This window comes from Chitinophagaceae bacterium, from assembly GCA_016717285.1.
Taxonomy (GTDB): Bacteria; Bacteroidota; Bacteroidia; order Chitinophagales; family UBA10324; genus JACCZZ01.
The window spans coordinates 1,833,780-1,851,902 of the sequence record JADKFU010000005.1 but is presented as its reverse complement, the minus strand read 5'-3'; the positions used below and the strand labels follow the sequence as shown (position 1 = coordinate 1,851,902).

Annotated in this window: 20 protein-coding genes and 1 pseudogene; 11 read left to right on the top strand and 10 right to left on the bottom strand. The window is 40.8% G+C overall.

What is annotated here, in order from left to right; all coding sequences use genetic code 11:
• Positions 1 to 165: 165 nt before the first annotated feature.
• The 3 genes and pseudogenes from prmC to IPO83_17280 all read left to right on the top strand — a co-directional run bounded on the left by prmC (position 166) and on the right by IPO83_17280 (position 4,654).
• On the top strand, positions 166 to 1,035 hold the full coding sequence (gene prmC, locus IPO83_17290) for a peptide chain release factor N(5)-glutamine methyltransferase (GenBank protein ID MBK9733009.1): 870 nt from the start codon (positions 166 to 168) through the stop codon (positions 1,033 to 1,035).
• A 69-nt stretch (positions 1,036 to 1,104) separates the two neighbouring features.
• Positions 1,105 to 3,192: pseudogene (locus IPO83_17285) on the top strand (sodium-translocating pyrophosphatase).
• Positions 3,193 to 3,862: 670 nt separating this feature from the next.
• Entirely contained in the window at positions 3,863 to 4,654 is a 792-nt protein-coding gene (locus IPO83_17280) for a T9SS type A sorting domain-containing protein (GenBank protein MBK9733008.1), read from the top strand.
• 80 nt (positions 4,655 to 4,734) lie between these two features.
• Here the strand turns inward: IPO83_17280 and IPO83_17275 are convergent, their stop codons facing one another.
• Positions 4,735 to 5,286 carry a hypothetical protein gene (locus IPO83_17275; GenBank protein ID MBK9733007.1) on the bottom strand — a complete coding sequence of 184 codons (552 nt, stop codon included), beginning with the start codon at positions 5,284 to 5,286 and terminating at the stop codon, positions 4,735 to 4,737.
• A gap of 167 nt (positions 5,287 to 5,453) precedes the next feature.
• On the bottom strand, positions 5,454 to 5,816 hold the full coding sequence (locus tag IPO83_17270; GenBank protein ID MBK9733006.1) for a nuclear transport factor 2 family protein: 363 nt from the start codon (positions 5,814 to 5,816) through the stop codon (positions 5,454 to 5,456).
• Positions 5,817 to 6,066: 250 nt separating this feature from the next.
• On the opposite strand from IPO83_17270, the gene IPO83_17265 reads away from it, so the two are divergent.
• Positions 6,067 to 6,390, top strand: coding sequence for a hypothetical protein (locus IPO83_17265; GenBank protein ID MBK9733005.1), 324 nt, complete (start codon positions 6,067 to 6,069; stop codon positions 6,388 to 6,390).
• Between the two features lie 101 nt (positions 6,391 to 6,491).
• Here the strand turns inward: IPO83_17265 and IPO83_17260 are convergent, their stop codons facing one another.
• The 3 genes from IPO83_17260 to IPO83_17250 form a co-directional block, all read right to left on the bottom strand.
• Positions 6,492 to 7,205, bottom strand: a complete 714-nt coding sequence (locus IPO83_17260; GenBank protein ID MBK9733004.1) for an SDR family NAD(P)-dependent oxidoreductase — start codon at positions 7,203 to 7,205, stop codon at positions 6,492 to 6,494.
• Between the two features lie 65 nt (positions 7,206 to 7,270).
• A complete protein-coding gene (locus IPO83_17255) occupies positions 7,271 to 7,954 on the bottom strand; it encodes an endonuclease/exonuclease/phosphatase family protein (protein ID MBK9733003.1) in 684 nt (227 codons plus the stop codon).
• A 112-nt stretch (positions 7,955 to 8,066) separates the two neighbouring features.
• Positions 8,067 to 8,516, bottom strand: coding sequence for a type I restriction enzyme HsdR N-terminal domain-containing protein (locus IPO83_17250; GenBank protein MBK9733002.1), 450 nt, complete (start codon positions 8,514 to 8,516; stop codon positions 8,067 to 8,069).
• 178 nt (positions 8,517 to 8,694) lie between these two features.
• Here IPO83_17250 and IPO83_17245 point away from each other — a divergent pair, with 178 nt between their 5' ends.
• The 3 genes from IPO83_17245 to IPO83_17235 all read left to right on the top strand — a co-directional run bounded on the left by IPO83_17245 (position 8,695) and on the right by IPO83_17235 (position 11,061).
• Positions 8,695 to 9,465, top strand: a complete 771-nt coding sequence (locus tag IPO83_17245; protein ID MBK9733001.1) for an AMP nucleosidase — start codon at positions 8,695 to 8,697, stop codon at positions 9,463 to 9,465.
• Between the two features lie 98 nt (positions 9,466 to 9,563).
• Positions 9,564 to 10,580, top strand: coding sequence for a DNA polymerase III subunit delta (gene holA / locus IPO83_17240; GenBank protein MBK9733000.1), 1,017 nt, complete (start codon positions 9,564 to 9,566; stop codon positions 10,578 to 10,580).
• A gap of 34 nt (positions 10,581 to 10,614) precedes the next feature.
• Positions 10,615 to 11,061, top strand: coding sequence for a hypothetical protein (locus tag IPO83_17235; GenBank protein MBK9732999.1), 447 nt, complete (start codon positions 10,615 to 10,617; stop codon positions 11,059 to 11,061).
• Between the two features lie 27 nt (positions 11,062 to 11,088).
• Here IPO83_17235 and tilS read toward each other — a convergent pair whose 3' ends face one another.
• Positions 11,089 to 12,414 carry a tRNA lysidine(34) synthetase TilS gene (tilS, locus tag IPO83_17230; protein ID MBK9732998.1) on the bottom strand — a complete coding sequence of 442 codons (1,326 nt, stop codon included), beginning with the start codon at positions 12,412 to 12,414 and terminating at the stop codon, positions 11,089 to 11,091.
• 243 nt (positions 12,415 to 12,657) lie between these two features.
• Between tilS and IPO83_17225 the strand changes: the two genes are divergently transcribed.
• Complete coding sequence (locus IPO83_17225; protein ID MBK9732997.1) at positions 12,658 to 13,158, top strand: hypothetical protein; 501 nt, start codon at positions 12,658 to 12,660, stop codon at positions 13,156 to 13,158.
• 169 nt (positions 13,159 to 13,327) lie between these two features.
• Positions 13,328 to 13,843, top strand: coding sequence for a hypothetical protein (locus tag IPO83_17220; GenBank protein ID MBK9732996.1), 516 nt, complete (start codon positions 13,328 to 13,330; stop codon positions 13,841 to 13,843).
• A 181-nt stretch (positions 13,844 to 14,024) separates the two neighbouring features.
• Here IPO83_17220 and IPO83_17215 read toward each other — a convergent pair whose 3' ends face one another.
• Together IPO83_17215 and IPO83_17210 are read right to left on the bottom strand one after the other, a co-directional pair.
• The gene (locus IPO83_17215) at positions 14,025 to 14,453 is read right to left on the bottom strand and encodes a hypothetical protein (GenBank protein MBK9732995.1); all 429 of its coding nucleotides are present in this window, start codon (positions 14,451 to 14,453) and stop codon (positions 14,025 to 14,027) included.
• A gap of 40 nt (positions 14,454 to 14,493) precedes the next feature.
• Complete coding sequence (locus tag IPO83_17210) at positions 14,494 to 14,742, bottom strand: hypothetical protein (GenBank protein ID MBK9732994.1); 249 nt, start codon at positions 14,740 to 14,742, stop codon at positions 14,494 to 14,496.
• 174 nt (positions 14,743 to 14,916) lie between these two features.
• Here IPO83_17210 and IPO83_17205 point away from each other — a divergent pair, with 174 nt between their 5' ends.
• Positions 14,917 to 15,483: a DUF4294 domain-containing protein gene (locus IPO83_17205; GenBank protein ID MBK9732993.1), complete on the top strand. Its 567-nt coding sequence runs from the start codon at positions 14,917 to 14,919 to the stop codon at positions 15,481 to 15,483.
• Positions 15,484 to 15,500: 17 nt separating this feature from the next.
• Here IPO83_17205 and IPO83_17200 read toward each other — a convergent pair whose 3' ends face one another.
• A complete protein-coding gene (locus tag IPO83_17200; GenBank protein MBK9732992.1) occupies positions 15,501 to 16,481 on the bottom strand; it encodes a glycosyltransferase family 9 protein in 981 nt (326 codons plus the stop codon).
• A gap of 36 nt (positions 16,482 to 16,517) precedes the next feature.
• On the opposite strand from IPO83_17200, the gene IPO83_17195 reads away from it, so the two are divergent.
• The gene (locus IPO83_17195) at positions 16,518 to 17,150 is read left to right on the top strand and encodes a tRNA-(ms[2]io[6]A)-hydroxylase (protein ID MBK9732991.1); all 633 of its coding nucleotides are present in this window, start codon (positions 16,518 to 16,520) and stop codon (positions 17,148 to 17,150) included.
• A 42-nt stretch (positions 17,151 to 17,192) separates the two neighbouring features.
• Here IPO83_17195 and queG read toward each other — a convergent pair whose 3' ends face one another.
• Positions 17,193 to 18,116 (bottom strand): tRNA epoxyqueuosine(34) reductase QueG, encoded by a 924-nt coding sequence (gene queG, locus IPO83_17190; GenBank protein ID MBK9732990.1) that lies wholly within the window; start codon positions 18,114 to 18,116, stop codon positions 17,193 to 17,195.
• Positions 18,117 to 18,123: the final 7 nt, after the last annotated feature.

The window sequence follows — 18,123 nt, the reverse complement described above, 5'->3', positions numbered from 1 at the left end:
AACCGGCGACATGCAACAAACCTAATAGAATTTGAAATAAGGTGTGGAAAAGATCAGTGCCCCGGTTACTCCACTTTACTTATTTCGAGCTCTCAAGACCATAAAACACGGTTACAACATTGTCCATTGACCATTGCCAATTATCAATTATCCTACCTTCACCGAATGACCTTCCGTCACGTTTTCAACCACTTCGTTAAATCTCTGACCCCTCTTTATGACAAGCAAGAGGCCGAAAATATTACGTCTTGGATTTTTGAAGAGAAACTAGGTATTTCAAAGACAGCTCTGGCAATAAGAGAGCAGGAAACTATTTCTGAAGTAAAAGCAAATGACCTTGCATATAAATTGGTTCGGTTATTAAAGGGTGAACCGGTTCAGTATGTTTTGGGAAACACGGTGTTTTATGGATTAAAATTTAAGGTGAATAAAAAAGTGCTCATTCCGCGACCTGAAACAGAAGAGTTGGTGGACTGGATCATTAAAGATCAAACAGTCAGTCAGCCAATAAACTTAATTGACATTGGAACGGGGAGTGGTTGCATCGCTATTGCTTTAAAAAAGAATTTAACACACGCAAACGTAATGGCCATCGATATCAGCACCGAAGCCCTGGAAGTAGCCAGGGAGAATGCGCGGTTAAATGAAACTGTTGTTGACTTCTTCCAATACAATATTTTGAATGCATCTGAAGAGGAAGCACCTGAGACATTTCTGCAGGGAAAAAATTTCAATGTAATAATGAGCAATCCGCCATATATCCCTCAAACAGAAATAAGCGAAATGCACCGCAATGTGGTACAGTTTGAGCCGCACCTTGCTTTATTTGTTCCTGATGCAGATCCTTTAATTTACTATAAAGCAATTGCTGCGTTTGCAGTTGGTAGGTTATTGACGGACGGCTTTATTTATGTAGAATTACATGAAAACAAGGCTGATGAAGTGACAGAAGTGTTCAGAAGTCATGGTTTTCAATCAATTACTATACGTGCCGATATGCAAGGCAAACAACGAATGTTAAAAGCCGGGCGGTAAAATATCCGCCAAAAAGTTCCTTTTTCATGCTTTCCCGACTATTTTTGCGGGCTAAAATTTAATACCCCTATGAATAATTTGTTTTACGTAATACCCTTGTTTGGAATAGTAGCCTTGATCTTCACCGCCATCAAATCATCATGGGTGTCGAAGCAGGATGCCGGTAACGACCGCATGCAGGAAATAGCTAAATACATTGCCGAGGGCGCCATGGCTTTTTTACGGGCTGAATGGCGGATACTTGGTTTCTTTGTAGCCATTGCTGCTGTTTTACTGGCTGTACTCGGCTGGTCAAATCCTGAATCAAGCTGGCTGATTGCCGGTGCATTTATAACAGGCGCTGTTTTTTCAGCCACTGCCGGTTATATAGGAATGCGCATTGCCACGAAAGCAAACGTGAGAACAGCTCATGCTGCACGCACTTCCTTATCAAAAGCTTTGGCCGTTTCTTTCACCGGTGGTTCTGTTATGGGATTGGGTGTTACCGGACTTGCTGTATTGGGTTTGAGCTCGCTCTTTATTGTTTTTTATACGATGTATGTTGATCCTTCCACCAATCAACATCTTACAACCGCACTTGAAGTGCTCACCGGATTCTCCTTAGGTGCTGAAAGCATAGCGCTTTTTGCCCGTGTAGGTGGCGGTATATATACCAAAGCTGCCGACGTAGGCGCTGATTTGGTAGGTAAAGTAGAAGCAGGAATTCCTGAAGATGATCCACGCAATCCTGCTACCATAGCCGATAACGTTGGCGATAACGTAGGTGACGTAGCCGGAATGGGCGCCGATCTTTTCGGATCTTTTGTAGCCACTATTCTTGCAACAATGGTATTAGGCGGTGAAACAAAATCCGTAGATGCTTATAATGGATTAGCTCCCATCTTATTGCCGATGATTATTGCAGGTGCCGGAATTATTTTCTCCATCATCAGCATGTATTTCGTAAGAATAGGAGAGAATGCTGGTTTGAGCACCGCAACTGTACAAAAAGCATTGAATAATGGAAACTGGGGTGCTATTATTCTAACCACCGTAGCTTCCTATTTTATAGTGAAAGCAATACTTCCTGAGTCATTGATTCTTCGTGGATTTGAATTCACCAGCAATGGCGTGTTTGGCGCTATCGTAGTGGGTTTGGTGGTTGGAACATTGATGAGCATGATTACTGAATATTACACTTCAATGGGCAAGCGTCCTGTTAAAATGATTATCAAACAATCTTCTACCGGTCATGCTACCAATATCATAGGTGGGCTTTCTGTAGGAATGGAATCTACTATGTTGCCTACCATTGTGCTCGCGAGCGGAATCTTTGCTGCTTATCAGTTTGCAGGAATTTACGGCGTAGCGATAGCAGCAGCTGGTATGATGGCAACCACCACCATGCAATTGGCTATAGATGCTTTCGGACCTATTGCCGATAATGCAGGCGGCATTGCCGAGATGAGTGAATTGCCAAAAGAAGTACGTGAAAAAACAGACATACTCGATGCTGTGGGAAATACAACTGCGGCTACCGGTAAAGGTTTCGCAATTGCTTCTGCTGCATTAACATCACTTGCTTTGTTCGCAGCTTTTGTTGGCATCTCCGGCATTGATTCCATTGATATTTATAAAGCGGATGTGCTTGCAGGATTATTCATCGGCGGCATGATTCCATTCCTTTTCTCCTCACTTGCTATTGCGGCGGTAGGTCGTGCTGCCATGAGCATGGTGCAGGAAGTGCGTCGCCAGTTCCGTGAAATTCCGGGTATTATGGAAGGAACAGGAAAACCGGAATATGATAAATGTGTTGCCATCTCTACAGAAGCATCGCTTCGTGAAATGATGTTGCCCGGCGCGATTGCTTTGACAGTTCCTGTAATTATCGGATTCCTGTTTGGCCCGGAAGTATTGGGTGGTTTGTTGGCAGGTGTTACCGTTTCAGGTGTACTGATGGGAATGTTCCAGTCCAATGCAGGAGGAGCCTGGGACAATGCAAAGAAATCTTTTGAAAAAGGAGTGGAGATCAACGGCGAAGTATTCTACAAGAAATCAGAACCGCACAAGGCATCTGTAACAGGTGATACTGTTGGTGATCCTTTCAAAGATACAAGCGGACCTTCCATGAATATCCTGATCAAGCTGATGAGTATTGTAAGTTTGGTAATAGCACCATCCATTCCTATCAACGGTTTGCTTGGACTTCATAAAGGTGAAGCTCCAATGGAACACAGCGATATGATGATGCAAACACCAGTGCTTCAGGCTGGCGAACATATGGGAAGCTGTTGTACAAAACCTTCGAAATCAGAAGCGATAACTACTGTGGCTGCGATCTCTGAACCAGCAGACCAAACGACTGTGGTTACTACTACTGATCCTGTTATTACTACTTCAGATCAGAATTCTTCTTCCGGATCTAAATAACCAGTGCAAGAAATAATTGAGACTAAGAATCCGCCACACGGCGGATTTTTTTTTGCCGGATGACTACTCCAAACAGATGTCGTCCCGGATTAACGTCATCCCAAACTTGTTTCGGGATCTCCAAATCCAAACAGATGTCGTCCCGGATTAACGTCATCCCGAACTTGTTTCGGGATCTCCAAATCCAAACAGATGTCGTCCCGGATTAACGTCATCCCGAACTTGTTTCGGGATCTCTAAATCCAAACAGATGTCGTCCCGGATTAACGTCATCCCGAACTTGTTTCGGGATCTACAAAATCCGAGCAGATGTTGCCCGCAACTTTTTCGGAAAATAAATTCCGATGGCGGTTTCATGCTGCCCCTTTTTATTCATAAACCATTTATTTATATTTGTTCATACTCAAACATTTCCACCATGCGCCAGATCTCTATATTCCTCACACTCTTCATTTACACGCTGTTAAATTTCACCCCTGTAAAGGCTCAACCTTACTGCAATCCAACCTTTGGCTACGGTTGCTACTCCTGGAACAATCATTCCATTCAACTCGACTCCATTAACTGGATAGCCGATCCTTATAATTGCGAAGCAAATGATTACACCACATTCAGTACAACACTCGCTGCCGGCAACACTTACAATATGCAGGTTACAAATGCCAACTGGTGCGGATGTGGTGTATGGATTGACTTCAACCAGGATTATGCATTCGATAACTCAGAAAATTTATTCTACCTCTATACACCCAGTGAAACCAATACTTACAATTTCAGCATTACGATGCCGGCAGTCTTGAATCCGGGTACCTACCGCATGCGCGTTATTGCAGGCTGGGGAACCGATTGTCTTTCTGAAAGTGCCAATGGTTATGGTGCCTGTGGAAGTTATCAATACGGCAACTTTGATGACTTCACTATTCATGTAGCAGGTTTTCCAACAGGCATCAACACTACTGCAAACAGTGATGTGAATTTAATTGCAGCAAGTCCTAATCCGGTGGTAGATTTTCTGGAAGTAACTGTAATTGATTTTCACCCGGGAAATAATGCGCTCCTTCAGCTTGTTGATGTTACCGGCAGCATCATTCAATCGTTTCGGTTAACGAATGAAAAGGAAACAATTGACATGAGTTCATTGGCCAGGGGCATTTATTTATTACGATATGTGGAAGGACAGCATACGGAAATTATTAAGGTGATCAGGTAATTAAGGATTGTGTCTCACATAAAGCGAGAGGATCGTTGGACTCAATGACACCAAAAGTCAGCGCCAGATTCATACAGCATTTACTTTTGCTGCTTCGTTTCCTGGTAGGGCCTGATCACATAATAACTCCAGAAAATTCCGGTAAGCTGAATCATGATAAAGCCAATCGTGCTTAGCCACATATCCTTTTCAGCAACATATTTTCCCGAATCAATAATGATCATTTGAATGGTGAATGGAATAGTTGCAATCAGGGAAAAGATACGGAGCCAGACAGGAAACCCTGAGTAATAGCAAATAAAAGCCATGCCCGGAAGGAAAGCCATAATGCCTGCTGCAAACAGTGCTACATCTTTTTCATCAGAATTGGCATTTTGAAGGGTATAAAAAATTCCTTGCCCTATGGTAAGCATAATAAATCCCGCTGATGAAATATGCCATTTTTCAGTATGCAGTTTCGCTGCATACAGCGAACAACCCGCCATAAATAAAAGTGAACCCCATTGCCATGCTAAAATTCGTCCGAAAGAAGAGGCAGAAAAGGACTGTCCGATGCCCCCCAAAATAAAATTGCCGATGAAACACATAGCGATAATGATGGGCAAATGTTTTTCTTCTCTTGCTAAACTCATTGGTAAAGATTGGAGATGTGAAAATAATCAGAGAAAAAAACTTTTAGTAATCCTAAAATGAAAATTAACCCAGATGCAAAGATCGCTTACAAAACCATGCTTGCTCTGTCCAACGCTTCTCCGGCTTCGCCGCAACCATGTAACCATTTAACAATTTAACCATTCTATCACCCATGATACACCCTCGAAGCCACAATCAAACCTTCTTTAATTTCCAAAACTTCACCCACCCGTAAATCTTCTTCTGCATCAACCTGCCGGATGTATTCCATAAAAACACGTTGCTCATTGGCAGTTAGTTGAACAACTTCGTAACGGAGCGTAGGCAACCGTTCAAATGCTCCCTGCCACCAATCATGCAATGCCTGTTTGCCCTTAATCAATCCATTAGTTGCCGGTTCACGGATTTTTAATTTAGGACTGTAATGCTCCGCATCCTCAGCATACAGCGAAAGAAGCATTTCCAGGTCGTGACTGTTAAAAGCATTAAACCATTGCTGTGCAATTGCACAAAGTTCATCAGGATGCATACATTTAATTTGGTGTGGCAATAAAGATAACGGAAGCAGTAATTATCTGTCTTCAGCCTTAAATTGATTACTACTCCAAACTATTCACCAGCTTTGCCGCAACCATTTAACCATCTGGCCATGCAACCATTCAGTCCATATCACAAACACAATTCGACCTCCCAAACACCTCCAATAACCACTACCTATAAACAACCCAATAATTAGTCGTAAATTGAAGCAATAATGATTGTTCATCAAACTGATAATTATGTGCGCACTTAAAGTTTCACTTACTTTTCTGGAAGGTCCGGTTAAATCAATTATTGCCAGGGGAACTACCATTGCTTCCTCCATGAATGAAAATAAATTTTTCCCTGTTCCTCCCATATCACCTGCGGGGCTGCAGTCGGTTATTGACGAACTTAAGGCATCTGAAAGTAAAGCCTCCACACAAAAACGATCTCAGATTTCAGACAGGGATGTCGCATTGGCCGATGTACGGGATTTCATTGAGCAGAACGCATCGTATGTGGAGAATGCTTCTAAAAATGATTTAGCTGTCTTACTTAGCAGCGGATTTGAAGTTCAATAGGCATGGTTGAAATGTCAATCGCTAAGTTGAAAGTTTAATCTTCACGGTAGCAAATATTTTAGGGAAAGAATATTCCCGATCAGGAAATAAGATTGGAATATTCAGATCCTGTTATAAATCCAGCCGGGAATAGTTTTTAAAACCTGTGCTGCCAGCCACCATCTTTTGGTGATGTATGCTTTGTGCTTTTTATTTTCAATGGCGCTAAACATTTGTCGTGCTGCTTTATCGGCAGGTGATTCCCAGAAGCGTCCCTTTCCCTTTGCCATATCCGTTTTTACAAATCCGGGTTGAATATCTGTAATATGGACTTTCAGTTTTTTATGCACTGCCATCTTCCGCAACCCTTGTAAATAATTTGCCTGGTACGATTTGCTTGCATTATAAGCAGGAGCACGGCCTTCACCACGTATGGAGGCAATAGAAGTGATGGCCACAAACTGTCCGTGGTTTTGTTGTTTGAAAAAATTAAAGGTGAAGTCTGCTATCTGCGTCCATGCAGTCACATTCAATTCTAAAGTTCCCTGTTCAATTTTCCAATCAAGCGATGTATTTATTTCTCCGTGTCCGGAACTTAATACCAGCAAGTCAAGTCCCTTTAACTTAGAGATCAAAAGCTGAAGGTGGTATTCTACATCATCTTTCGTATTGTCAAACGACAATGGAATAATCTGATCAGGATATTCATCACGCAGCTCATCCAGCAAATCTTTTCTTCTGCCCGTAATGCCAACCAGGCAATTTTTCTTTGCATATAAAATCGCCAGCTCGCGACCGATGCCTGAGGATGCTCCAACGATGATTACTTTTTTCATGTAACTAATTAAGTGGGAAAGTTAACGATTGCAGTTGTTTCCTTCCCTGAAATCCGTAAGACTCATCAGAGGGAAAATGTTGCAATCAAGGGTGAATGATCACTGTATTTTCCCCATTTGTGATGTGTGCCGATGGAAACACTTGCAAGTTTGTTCGTAAAGTAAGCAGATGCGAAACAATAATCGAGGTGATAAGGCTTGTCTTTGTGACGGTATAAATAAAAGGTGGAATGTTTTTCTTTTCCTTGCTGCTGATTAAAATATTGATGATAAGCGCTTGATATTTTATGTTGTGCTAAAAGTGCCACTACATGAGAATGGTTCCAATTCCTTTTGGGCCGGTCCCAGATGGTATTGCTGTTAAAATCACCTGCAAGAATTATCTTTTTCTCCTGCAGAAAATCTTTGTAGTGGTGAATTGCTTTCCATACCTGGCCAACATACTGATACTTTGGTTCGGAAGGATTATTTGCCCATACCGCCAGCAAATTAAAATCGGTGTTGCCATTTGATACCTGCAATGGCACAATGGTTTTAATTTCAGGCTGATAATTATCAATCGGTTTCAGCTTATAATTATTGAAAGCAAAAATGCCAAGACCTTTATGTCTGTTGGTTCCAAACCAGCAGCAGTCTGAGAGTTTTCCAAGACCGCTCAATAAAATCTTATCAGGATGTTCGCATTCCGGTATAACCAATACATCAGGCCTGTATCGGAGAATCTTTTCGCTTTTATAGCGGAAAGCCATGTTACAATTCCATGTAATCATTCTTAACATACAGTTTGCTGTGGAATTGATTGGTTGCGATTGCATTTTATGATTTCGGAAAGTAACACGAAATTAGCTATCTGTAACGTGGTCAGAAGAAGTCGGCAGGAGCGGGCAGGTCGTGCATAAAATGATAACTTCCCTTTTCCACATCTATCTCGCAGCAGAAGCTCTTGCTACCGTTTGAAACCACTAAGTACTTCACTTTCAGTGTAAGGTTATACCGTGCAATCTGATCGAATACTTTTTGCGTCATTTTCACATCCCCTGCTTTGCATTCTACAATCAGTTGTGGCTTTCCGTTTTTTCCATATACCACAATATCACATCGTTTTGAAAGCTTATTCAGCTTCAGCGACATCTCCACTGCAATCAAAGAACGCGGATATTTTTTTTCTTCAATCAGGTAGCGAAGCCAATGCTGTCGAACCCACTCCTCCGGTGTCAGCGCTACAAACCTTTTTCTGATCGCATCAAAAATTTGTGATTGACCTTCACGGTTACGGATGTTGAATTCATATTTTGGGAAAGTGATCTGCATGCAACAACCGTAAATATAGATATCGAAAATGGGTGGTTGGGCTAAACATTTTAATTGGTCAGTCTATTCTCCGGTTTTGCCGCCACCATTTAACCATTCAAAAAACCTTTATCCAGATTCTCGTCTTATTCCACCAACACCCTTTGGATCAGCAACAAATTACTGTATTTTTGATTTTATGAAAACGAAGAAAGAAATCGTTGACAACTGGTTGCCTCGTTATACTGGTCTCGCCCTCGGAGAATTTGAGAAATACATCATTGTGGTGAATTTCAGTCATTACGTGGAGCTTTTTGCCAAATGGAATGATGTGAAAATAAAGGGTCGCGACCGCACCATGATGAGTGCCAGCGCGAAAGGAATGACGATCATCAATTTCGGAATGGGGAGTGCGAATGCAGCCACCATTATCGATCTGCTTTCAGCAATAGAACCGAAAGCTGTTTTGTTTCTCGGAAAATGTGGTGGACTTAAAAAGAAGAATGAGATTGGTCACCTGATTCTGCCTATTGCTGCTATCAGGGGAGAAGGAACCTCCAATGATTATTTTCCACCTGAAGTCCCGGCACTTCCCGCATTCGCATTACAGAAAGCCATCTCCACAACAATCCGTGACTACAAACGTGATTACTGGACAGGAACCGTTTACACCACCAACAGAAGGGTTTGGGAATATGATGAACCTTTTAAAAAATACCTGCAACAATTACGTTGCATGGCCATTGATATGGAAACAGCAACTATTTTTGTGACTGCCTTCAAAAATAAAATCCCTGCCGGCGCATTATTGCTGGTGAGCGATCAGCCAATGGTTCCTGAAGGAGTGAAGACGGAGATCAGCGACAAGAAAGTAACAGATCAGTTTGCCGAGTTGCATTTGAAAATCGGCATTGATTCATTAAAGCAATTGATCAATAATCGCGATACGGTGAAGCACCTGCGTTTTTGATTGATGTAAGTTGTTGCTGTTAATTTTTTTTAACACCCGGATAACTATAGGTTACTTGATATCGTACTGTTACTTAAATTTTCGAAATAACATTTACTATGGTCAGCACACACGATGTTATTCTTCGTGACATAAAAAATAAAATATTCCATCCTATCTATTTGCTGGAAGGAGAGGAGCCTTACTTTATTGACCTCGTAAGTGATTACATCGAAAATAATTTATTGCCCGAATCTGAACGCAGTTTTAATCAAACTGTGCTGTACGGAAAAGATACTTCTGTAAACGAGATTCGTCAGCGGGCCATGAATTACCCGATGTTTTCGAATTACCAGGTGCTGATTGTGAAAGAAGCGCAGATGCTGAAGAAGTGGGACGAATTACTTCCTTATGTCGAGAAGCCGGTGAAAACTACGATCCTCGTGCTTTGTCACCGGTACGATAATTTTGACAAGCGAACAAAGGTGGGAAAATTGCTGAAAGACAGTAGTGCCAGTGTGTTGATGACCACTAAAAAACTGTACGACAACCAGGTTCCGGACTGGATTCATCAATACTTACAGGAGCGAGGATTTAAGATTGAACAGCATGCAGCATCCTTGCTGGTTGAATATGTAGGAAATGAACTATCAAGAGTTTCCAACGAATTGGAAAAGTTAATGCTGAATGTGAAATCAGGAAAGCAGATTTCTGTTGATGATATCGAGAAGAATATTGGAATCAGTAAAGAGTACAACACTTTTGAACTGAGTAAGGCGCTTGGATTGAAAGATGTATTAAAGGCCAACAGAATAGTCAGTTATTTTAATGCCAATCCGAAATCAAGCCCTTTGGTGCTTACAATTGGCTCGCTCTTTGGATATTTTTCAAAAATTTACCTGATGCACCAGGCAAAACCAAAAACTGACAGTGAAATAGTTTCTGTATTGGGCATCAAATCTTTTCCAATGATCATAAACGAATACAAATCAGCCTCACGGAATTATTCGCCACAAAAAACAGAACAGGTGATTGCACTGTTGCAGGATTATGATTTGAGGTCGAAAGGAGTAAATGATACAGGAAGTGAAGAAGGTGCATTATTGAAAGAACTGGTGTATAAAATTTTACATTAGATAGTTAAATTTTCAATTGTAAAAATAGTTTGCTATGAAAAACATACTGATGCTTTTGGTTTTACTCACCTCAGAAAAAACTTGCGGTCAGCAGGAACAATTACCGCTCTTAAAGGCAACTTCACAGGCATGGTCCGGAGGCGCAGCGGGTTCAGGCAGAGGGACTAATTATGAAATCTTTTTGGGAATTCACAACAGCGCAGACTATACATTCGATTCACTTTGGGTGCAGGAAAGAAGAATTAAGGTAGAAGTGAATGAAAGAAAATCTACTGGTGACAGTTTGATCCTGGCTGCAACAGACATGACGCAGTCCATCAGAAATATGCAGGATATGAATAAAGCTGCAGAGGAAGTACAGCCTATTCCATTTCCAATTGCCGTTACTGCAGAAGGCGTGCTTGGTTATCACTACAAAGGCAAACAGCAATATCTGGTGATTCAGAACTGGATTAAATTAAAACCCTTGTTCTATCCATAAAAGTGGATTTTCATATTGCCCCAATTCCTAATTCTTCGTAATCACAAATACCTTTTTCGAAGAGTCCTCCACTTTAAACCGCTCATCAATCCGTTCGCCAATAATGCAAGCGATTCTTTCTCCTGATTGAATCACCCATACCTGTTCCTTTTTGTGCAGGGGCATTTTTTTATCAATGAGATAGTCGCTGATTTTTTTCTTCTTTTTTTTCATTCCCAAAGGATAGAAGTAATCTCCCTTTTCCCATTTCCGGAGCAACAATGGAAACTGAAGCAGTTCATAATTTAAGCAGCTTACAGAAGCATCGGAAGTAATATCAAATGACTTTGCATCATGAATGGCAATTTTCAGATGAAGCAATTCATGCTGAAGATTGCGATTTGCGGAATCAATCAATATGCTTGAACTGCTTTCCTTACTGATTTTTGTGATGATCAGTTGACTACGGTCCTTTAATACACGATGTGTTGGAGAATAAAATATTTTCCCCGGCAGCGAATCAAAAGAAGCATGCACATCCAATGCTTGCTCAGGAGAAAATCCATATTGCTTAAGCAATTCATACAGCACAGTTTTCGAAGCCGTAAGCAAACGAAGTCTTGGAATAGAAATTAAAGTTTCCTCTGTTTTTTCCACAACCAACTTCTTTTTTAGCAACCTGATCTGTTCGTCATATAAATCACCTGCTTCATCCCACCGGCGAATGTTTTCCGAAAAAGTAGTTATGAAACCCGGATAATATTTTTCTATTGCCGGAATAATTTCCAAGCGGATCTTATTTCTGTCATAGTCCGTTTTGAGATTAGAAGCATCTTCTCTGAAAGAAATGTCTTGTGTTTTCGCGTAAGCAGTAATTTCATTTTTATAGAATTCCAGCATCGGACGAATAACTTTTTCATGCTTCGGCCGGATGCCATGAAGGCCATGAATTCCGGTGCCACGGAACATATTCAACAGCACGGTTTCAATTTCATCATCCTGATGGTGAGCTGTAGCAATGAAATGAAATCCATGTTCTTTTCTGGTTTGCTCCAGCCACCGATATCGTAATTCACGCGCTGCCATTTGAATAGAAATTTTCTGTTCGGAGGCATATTGATCCGTATTGAATCCGGTTGAAAAAAAGGGAACTCCGAATGTTGTTGATAACTCTTTTACAAATACTTCATCAGCATCGGAAGCATAGCCCCTTAACCTGAAATTAATATGTGCCACCCCAAAATTGAATCCTGCTTTTTTAAATAAATGCGCTAAAACAGTTGAATCAACACCTCCGCTTACGGCTAGAAGAATGGGATCTTTGGCTTTAAAAAGATTCAGGGTTGAACAATATGCAGTGAGTTTATGAACCATTACTTAGCTGTTAAAGGAGTGTTAGTGCTTTTGATGAATGTTTCCGGTTAAGGTAGAAAAAAGGTGTGTGAAGGAGAATTGCAAATAAAACCGGTCCATCGCTCTACAATGTGGGCTTTACTTTTAAAAAGTGCAGCGTGTGTACAACCCAATTCTCCAGTCGGTTGTCTATTCAAAGTAATACCGTTATATTTGCTGCTTAATAATTTACACCTAAAACTAAAAACCTTAAATTAAAAGTCTATGAAAAAAATTTCAATCCTTGGCGTTTCTTTTCTTTCCATGATCGCCTTAGCAACCGTATTACTCTTTAACTCCTGTGATGACGATCCATGTAAGGATGTTGTATGTGTAAATGGTGATTGCGTAAGCGGAACCTGTGCTTGTGATTTAGGTTATGAAGGTAGTGATTGCGACATCAAGAGCGTAACCAAGTTTGTTGGAAGTTATGCTGCCATTGATGTTTGTTCTTCCGGAACTTATTCTTACAACGCTATTGTTTCAGCTTCGTCTACCACTATCAATGGATTGATCATTACCAACTTCGGTGGTTTCGGATCTACACTTACCGCAATTGCTACTGTTGATGGTAACAATGTAACTGTTCCAAGTCAAAGTCTTGGTGGTGTGAATGTAAGTGGTTCAGGCGCTATTAATGCGACTGCCACCCAAATTCAATTCACTTACAGTGCAAACGACGGAACAAATTCCGACAATTGCACTTCAACCTGGAATTTACAATAACCTTTATTGAAACCTAAAAAAAACCAGCCTCTACAAAGGCTGGTTTTTTTTTGCCGTATTTTTTTGCTTTGTGATTCCTTTCAAAGACTATCTTTGAAAAGAAAGCAGGGTGCTGATTAATTTTTATAATCAATTTTTTCGCGTTGCTCAATTCGCTCAAACAAAAAAAGTGAAACGGAGACATAAAAACTTCCACCGGTATTTCCTGATAAGTATGCTTTTGTTTGCAGGCACTGCGTTTGTTCTTCAGTCTTGCTCGGATAAATGCAAGAAAATTATTTGTTACAATGGCGCGCTTTGCCTCGATGGCTACTGCGGTTGTACACCGGGCTTTGAAGGCGAAGATTGTAGCCTGGAAGTGAGGGAAAAATTTCTCGGCACCTACAATGTATCAGATAACTGCAGTGTTACTGGCAATGCATCATATACAACCAATATCGGAGCGATAGATACGAGTGTAACGATGGTTGGTATTGCCAATTTCAACGGCGATTTTGCGAACCTGGTGACTGCTGTTATTTCCGGAAACAATATTACTATTCCCATTCAAACACCTGATTTAAATGGAAGGGTGGTTACCGGAACCGGAATCTTTTCCGGAGGTTCCACTATCATATGGAATTACACGATCATTTCCTCTTCAGGTGTTTCCAATAATTGCACGAATTCTGTTTGGGAAAAATGACTTTCAAATAATTATTGACGCTTCATTCTTGCAGTAATCTGACTGGCAAGACAGGAACAGCATTCTGATAAGATGTGCCTATAAATTCCTTCTATTTGTAAATTATCAACTACCCATAGAATTAATGAAAATAAAAAAGCCACCCTGTTATAAGGATGGCTTTAATTTTCAGGAACTTATTTCAGAGCTTAGGAGGTGTAACAGTAGCCGGCTGTGTGGTTGCACCCGGACGATTGCTGATAGTAGGCTTTGCGGCGTCCGTTGTTCCGGGTCTGTCAGTTACTGTTGGTTTAGCAGCATCAGTAGTACCCGGCCTGTTCGTTACAGTTGGGACAGCCGGATTAGCAACAGGCTTTGGTTTTGGCTTGGAGCCGGGAGCGGTCTTTTTCATCGCTGCAGTCATCATTGAATCTGCTCTTGCCTGCGCTAACACCATAATGTTATTCATGCAGACCAGATTTAAAGAATCGTGGTAGGAAGTAACCTTAGCATTGGCTAAGGAATCGATCATGGCCATTTCTTTGGCCGTATCAACCTTCGGCTGGTTGCAACTTTGCAATGCAAATGTGATTGCCAGTCCGGAAGAAAATATGCTGAAAAGTTTTTTCATTTTTTTTGAAAATTGAATGTTTTGAAATCGGTTGACTGGATTATTTTTTAGGGCTCATTGCTGCAACTGCAACATTGTAAAGTGAGTCCGCTTTCATTTGCACCATCATCGACTCGTTGGTAGTGCATTCATTCATTGCGGCTTCTGCAACAGCCTGCATTTGTGATTGTGCTATAGAGTCCGCTTTTGATGACATCGTTGCGGCATCCATGGGCATTTGTTGCTGGCAACTTACCATGGTAAGTGTCAGTAGAAAGCCTCCGACAAGGAGGAAATAAAGTTTTTTCATTTTTTGAGGAGTTTAAATATTTACTCGCAAAAGTAGCATATTTAGGGCTTCTAAGCAAAATCTAACTTTTCCATTTCGTGTTACAATAATAGGCCTATCCGGAAGTTAGTTCCGGTTACTTGGAATTGGAACGGAAGTTGACTGGAAGCGACGTCTAATTGATCTTGATTTTTCATGAAAAACAAATTGCTCTTACTCCTTTTTATTTTACCGGTACTTTCCCAGGCCCAGACGGGAATGTTGTTGCCTGCCGTAATCATTGGTACCGATACTTTTCCGGCATATCAAATTCAGGATATCGTAGTTGTTTCCAAAAGAATATTTAAAAGTGGGGAGGAACAGTCAAGGTTCAATGCGCTCAAGCGCAATGTGATGATCGTTTATCCTTTTGCCAAAGAAGCCGGTGGAATTTTTAACGAAGTAAATGCTGCGATGTCTTCAATGGATAAGAAAAAGGAACGCAAGAAATTCATGAACCAGAAAGAAGAGGAATTGAATGTGCTTTTTGAGGGTGAATTGAAGAATCTTACAATCACCCAGGGAGAAATTTTATGTAAGTTGGTGGCGAGGGAAACGGGTAACAGCGTTTATGATTTAATTCGCGAATTTAAGAATCCTTTGTCCGCTTTTTACTGGAATAAGATGAGTCAGTTTTTAGGGTACAGTCTTCGTTATGAATATGATCCTCAACAGGAAAAGGACATTGAGTTTATTGTGAGGTCAATAGAAGGAAATTATTAGTCTCCGGGAAGATATTGCTATAAGCCCTCCGTAATTTTTAAAATATCTTTTACATTAATCAGGTTCATGCATTTGAAATGACCTTTTGGACATTTTTCAAAGCCAATCTTTGAACATGGACGGCAATTCAGATTATTTATTTCAACCATTGCCTGGTTAATTGCTGCATGGCCATAATAAGGCGACATGCCAAATGCCGGTACCGTATTTCCCCACACAGAAATGATTTTTTTACGAAATGCTGCAGCAATATGCATCAGCCCCGTATCATGTGTAATCACCAGCTTTGATAGCTTTAACAAGGAAGCGGATTGACTGATCGAATACTTCCCACAACTGTTGGAAATCTTAACAGGATCTGTTTTCGCGAGTGCGTCCCCTGTTTCCGCATCTTCCGGTCCGCCAAGAAGCATGATAGGATACGGCAACAGATTACATAGCTCCACCAGTTTTGCAAAAGGTAATTTTTTAGTGGTATGCTTTGCACCAATTACCAGTGCGATGAAGCCGTGAAGGTGTGTAAGCGGCAATGCATCTACCTGAATTTCATCTTCGGAGCGGATAAAATAATCAAGTCCTTTCCCGTCATTTTTTACACCAAGCATCCTGACAGGTTCGAGATACCGGTCAATGATATGCACATCGGGCAGCACTTTCCATTTCAGATTTACATACAACCACTTTTCAATATTCAGCTTATTGAAGGTATTGGATGGTCTGCGTAAATGAAGCCTTACTATCAGTGACCGGATGTTGGTATGAAGATCTACAATGAAATCATATCGTTCCTCCTTTAATTGCTGAATGATTTCACCAAAGTTATCCTTGAGATAAAACTTCTTCGCCAGGTATGGATTGTTTTCTATGATTTCCCGGTAGGCAGATAAAGTGAGGTAATGAACCTCTGCATCCGGCAATTGAGTTTTCAAACAACGTATGACAGGTGTGGTGAGTACGATATCACCAATAGAGCTGAACCTGATAATGAGAAATTTCATTGCTGTAAAATTGTGTATTCAACTTCACAAATCGAAATGCAATTGCATGATGCATGTGTTGCATACTGTTATCTTCGCCAAAAAAAAATGTTCCGACTCAAATTACCAACTGATCCGCGTTGGGTCGATCTGGCTTCCATGTCGCTGGAAGAAATTCTGACTGATCATGCTTATTGCGAACAAAAGGCCACATCAACCTGCATTTCCCTGATTCAGAATTATCCTGATCGAGAAGAACTGGTGAAGCAACTGGCACCCATTGTAACGGAAGAATGGGGACATTTCAGAATGGTGATGACGGAACTAAAGAAAAGAAAACTTAAATTAGGAAGACAACGTAAGGATGAATATGTGAATGCATTGCGCAAGATGATCCGCATGGGCGATCGGGTGGAACGACAGTTGATGGATAAACTGTTGGTTTCAGCATTGATTGAAGCCAGAAGCTGTGAAAGGTTCAGATTGCTTTCTGAAAAATTACCCCAGCCTGAACTTCGAAAATTTTATCGATTATTCATGGAATCTGAAGCAGGTCATTATACTGTTTTTATGAAGCTTGCTAAAAAATATATGCCCTCCAAAATTGTAAATGAACGTTGGAAGGAGATGCTCGAAGAAGAAAAAGAGATTCTTATATCACTGGAAGTAAGAGGTGAGAGGATTCACTGATATTTGTTTTTTTTTACCGTATTAAGATTTGAAAAAGGGTTTTCATTCCTTTAAAAACGAAATGTTACGTCTTATACCTTCAAACTTTGCTCTTTTAAGTGGAGAACCTTTGAAAATCTTTTGATAAATTTCTTCTGTAAGTTCTTCCCAATCCTTTTCCTGCATATCCGTTAATGCAGGTGACGGAAGAAATTGATTTTCATGGTGGCTTTTTGCAAAACGATTCCAAGGACAAACATCCTGGCAGATATCGCAACCGAACATCCATCCTTCGAATTTCCCTTTCATGGACACTGGAATTTCATCGCGCAATTCAATGGTGAAATAAGAAATGCATTTGCTCCCGTCAATTATCTTATCAGGAAGAATTGCGTCCGTCGGACAAGCATCTATGCACTTGGTGCAAGTACCGCAATAGTCATTAACCGGTGAATCATACATCAATTCCAGGTCGAGGATAATTTCGGCAAGAAAGTGAAAAGAGCCATGTTGTTTGTTAATCAGGTTGCCGTTTTTGCCCACCCAGCCCAAACCGCTTTTAGCTGCCCAGGCCCGTTCCAATACAGGACCAGAATCTACAAACACACGGGCATTTATTTTTCCAACCTGTTCGTAAATGGTATGCATCAGCTCATATAATTTTTCCTTTATAACCAGGTGATAATCTTTTCCAAAAGCGTATTTCGAAATTTTAGGAATTGTTTTATCAAGCAGTGTTTCTTCATTATAATAATTATACAATAGAGAAATGACAGATTTTGCTCCCGGAACCAGGCGGGAAGGATCAATTCGCATATCGAAATGATTCTCCATGTATTGCATTTTTCCATGCATGCCATTATTTAACCACGATTCCAGGCGTCGCGCATCTTCATCCAGCTGCTCCGCTTTTGAAATGCCACAGTAATCAAAACCCAGGCGTTGAGCTTCCTTTTTGATTGATGCAGTATGTTGAACACTATTCAAATGTAAT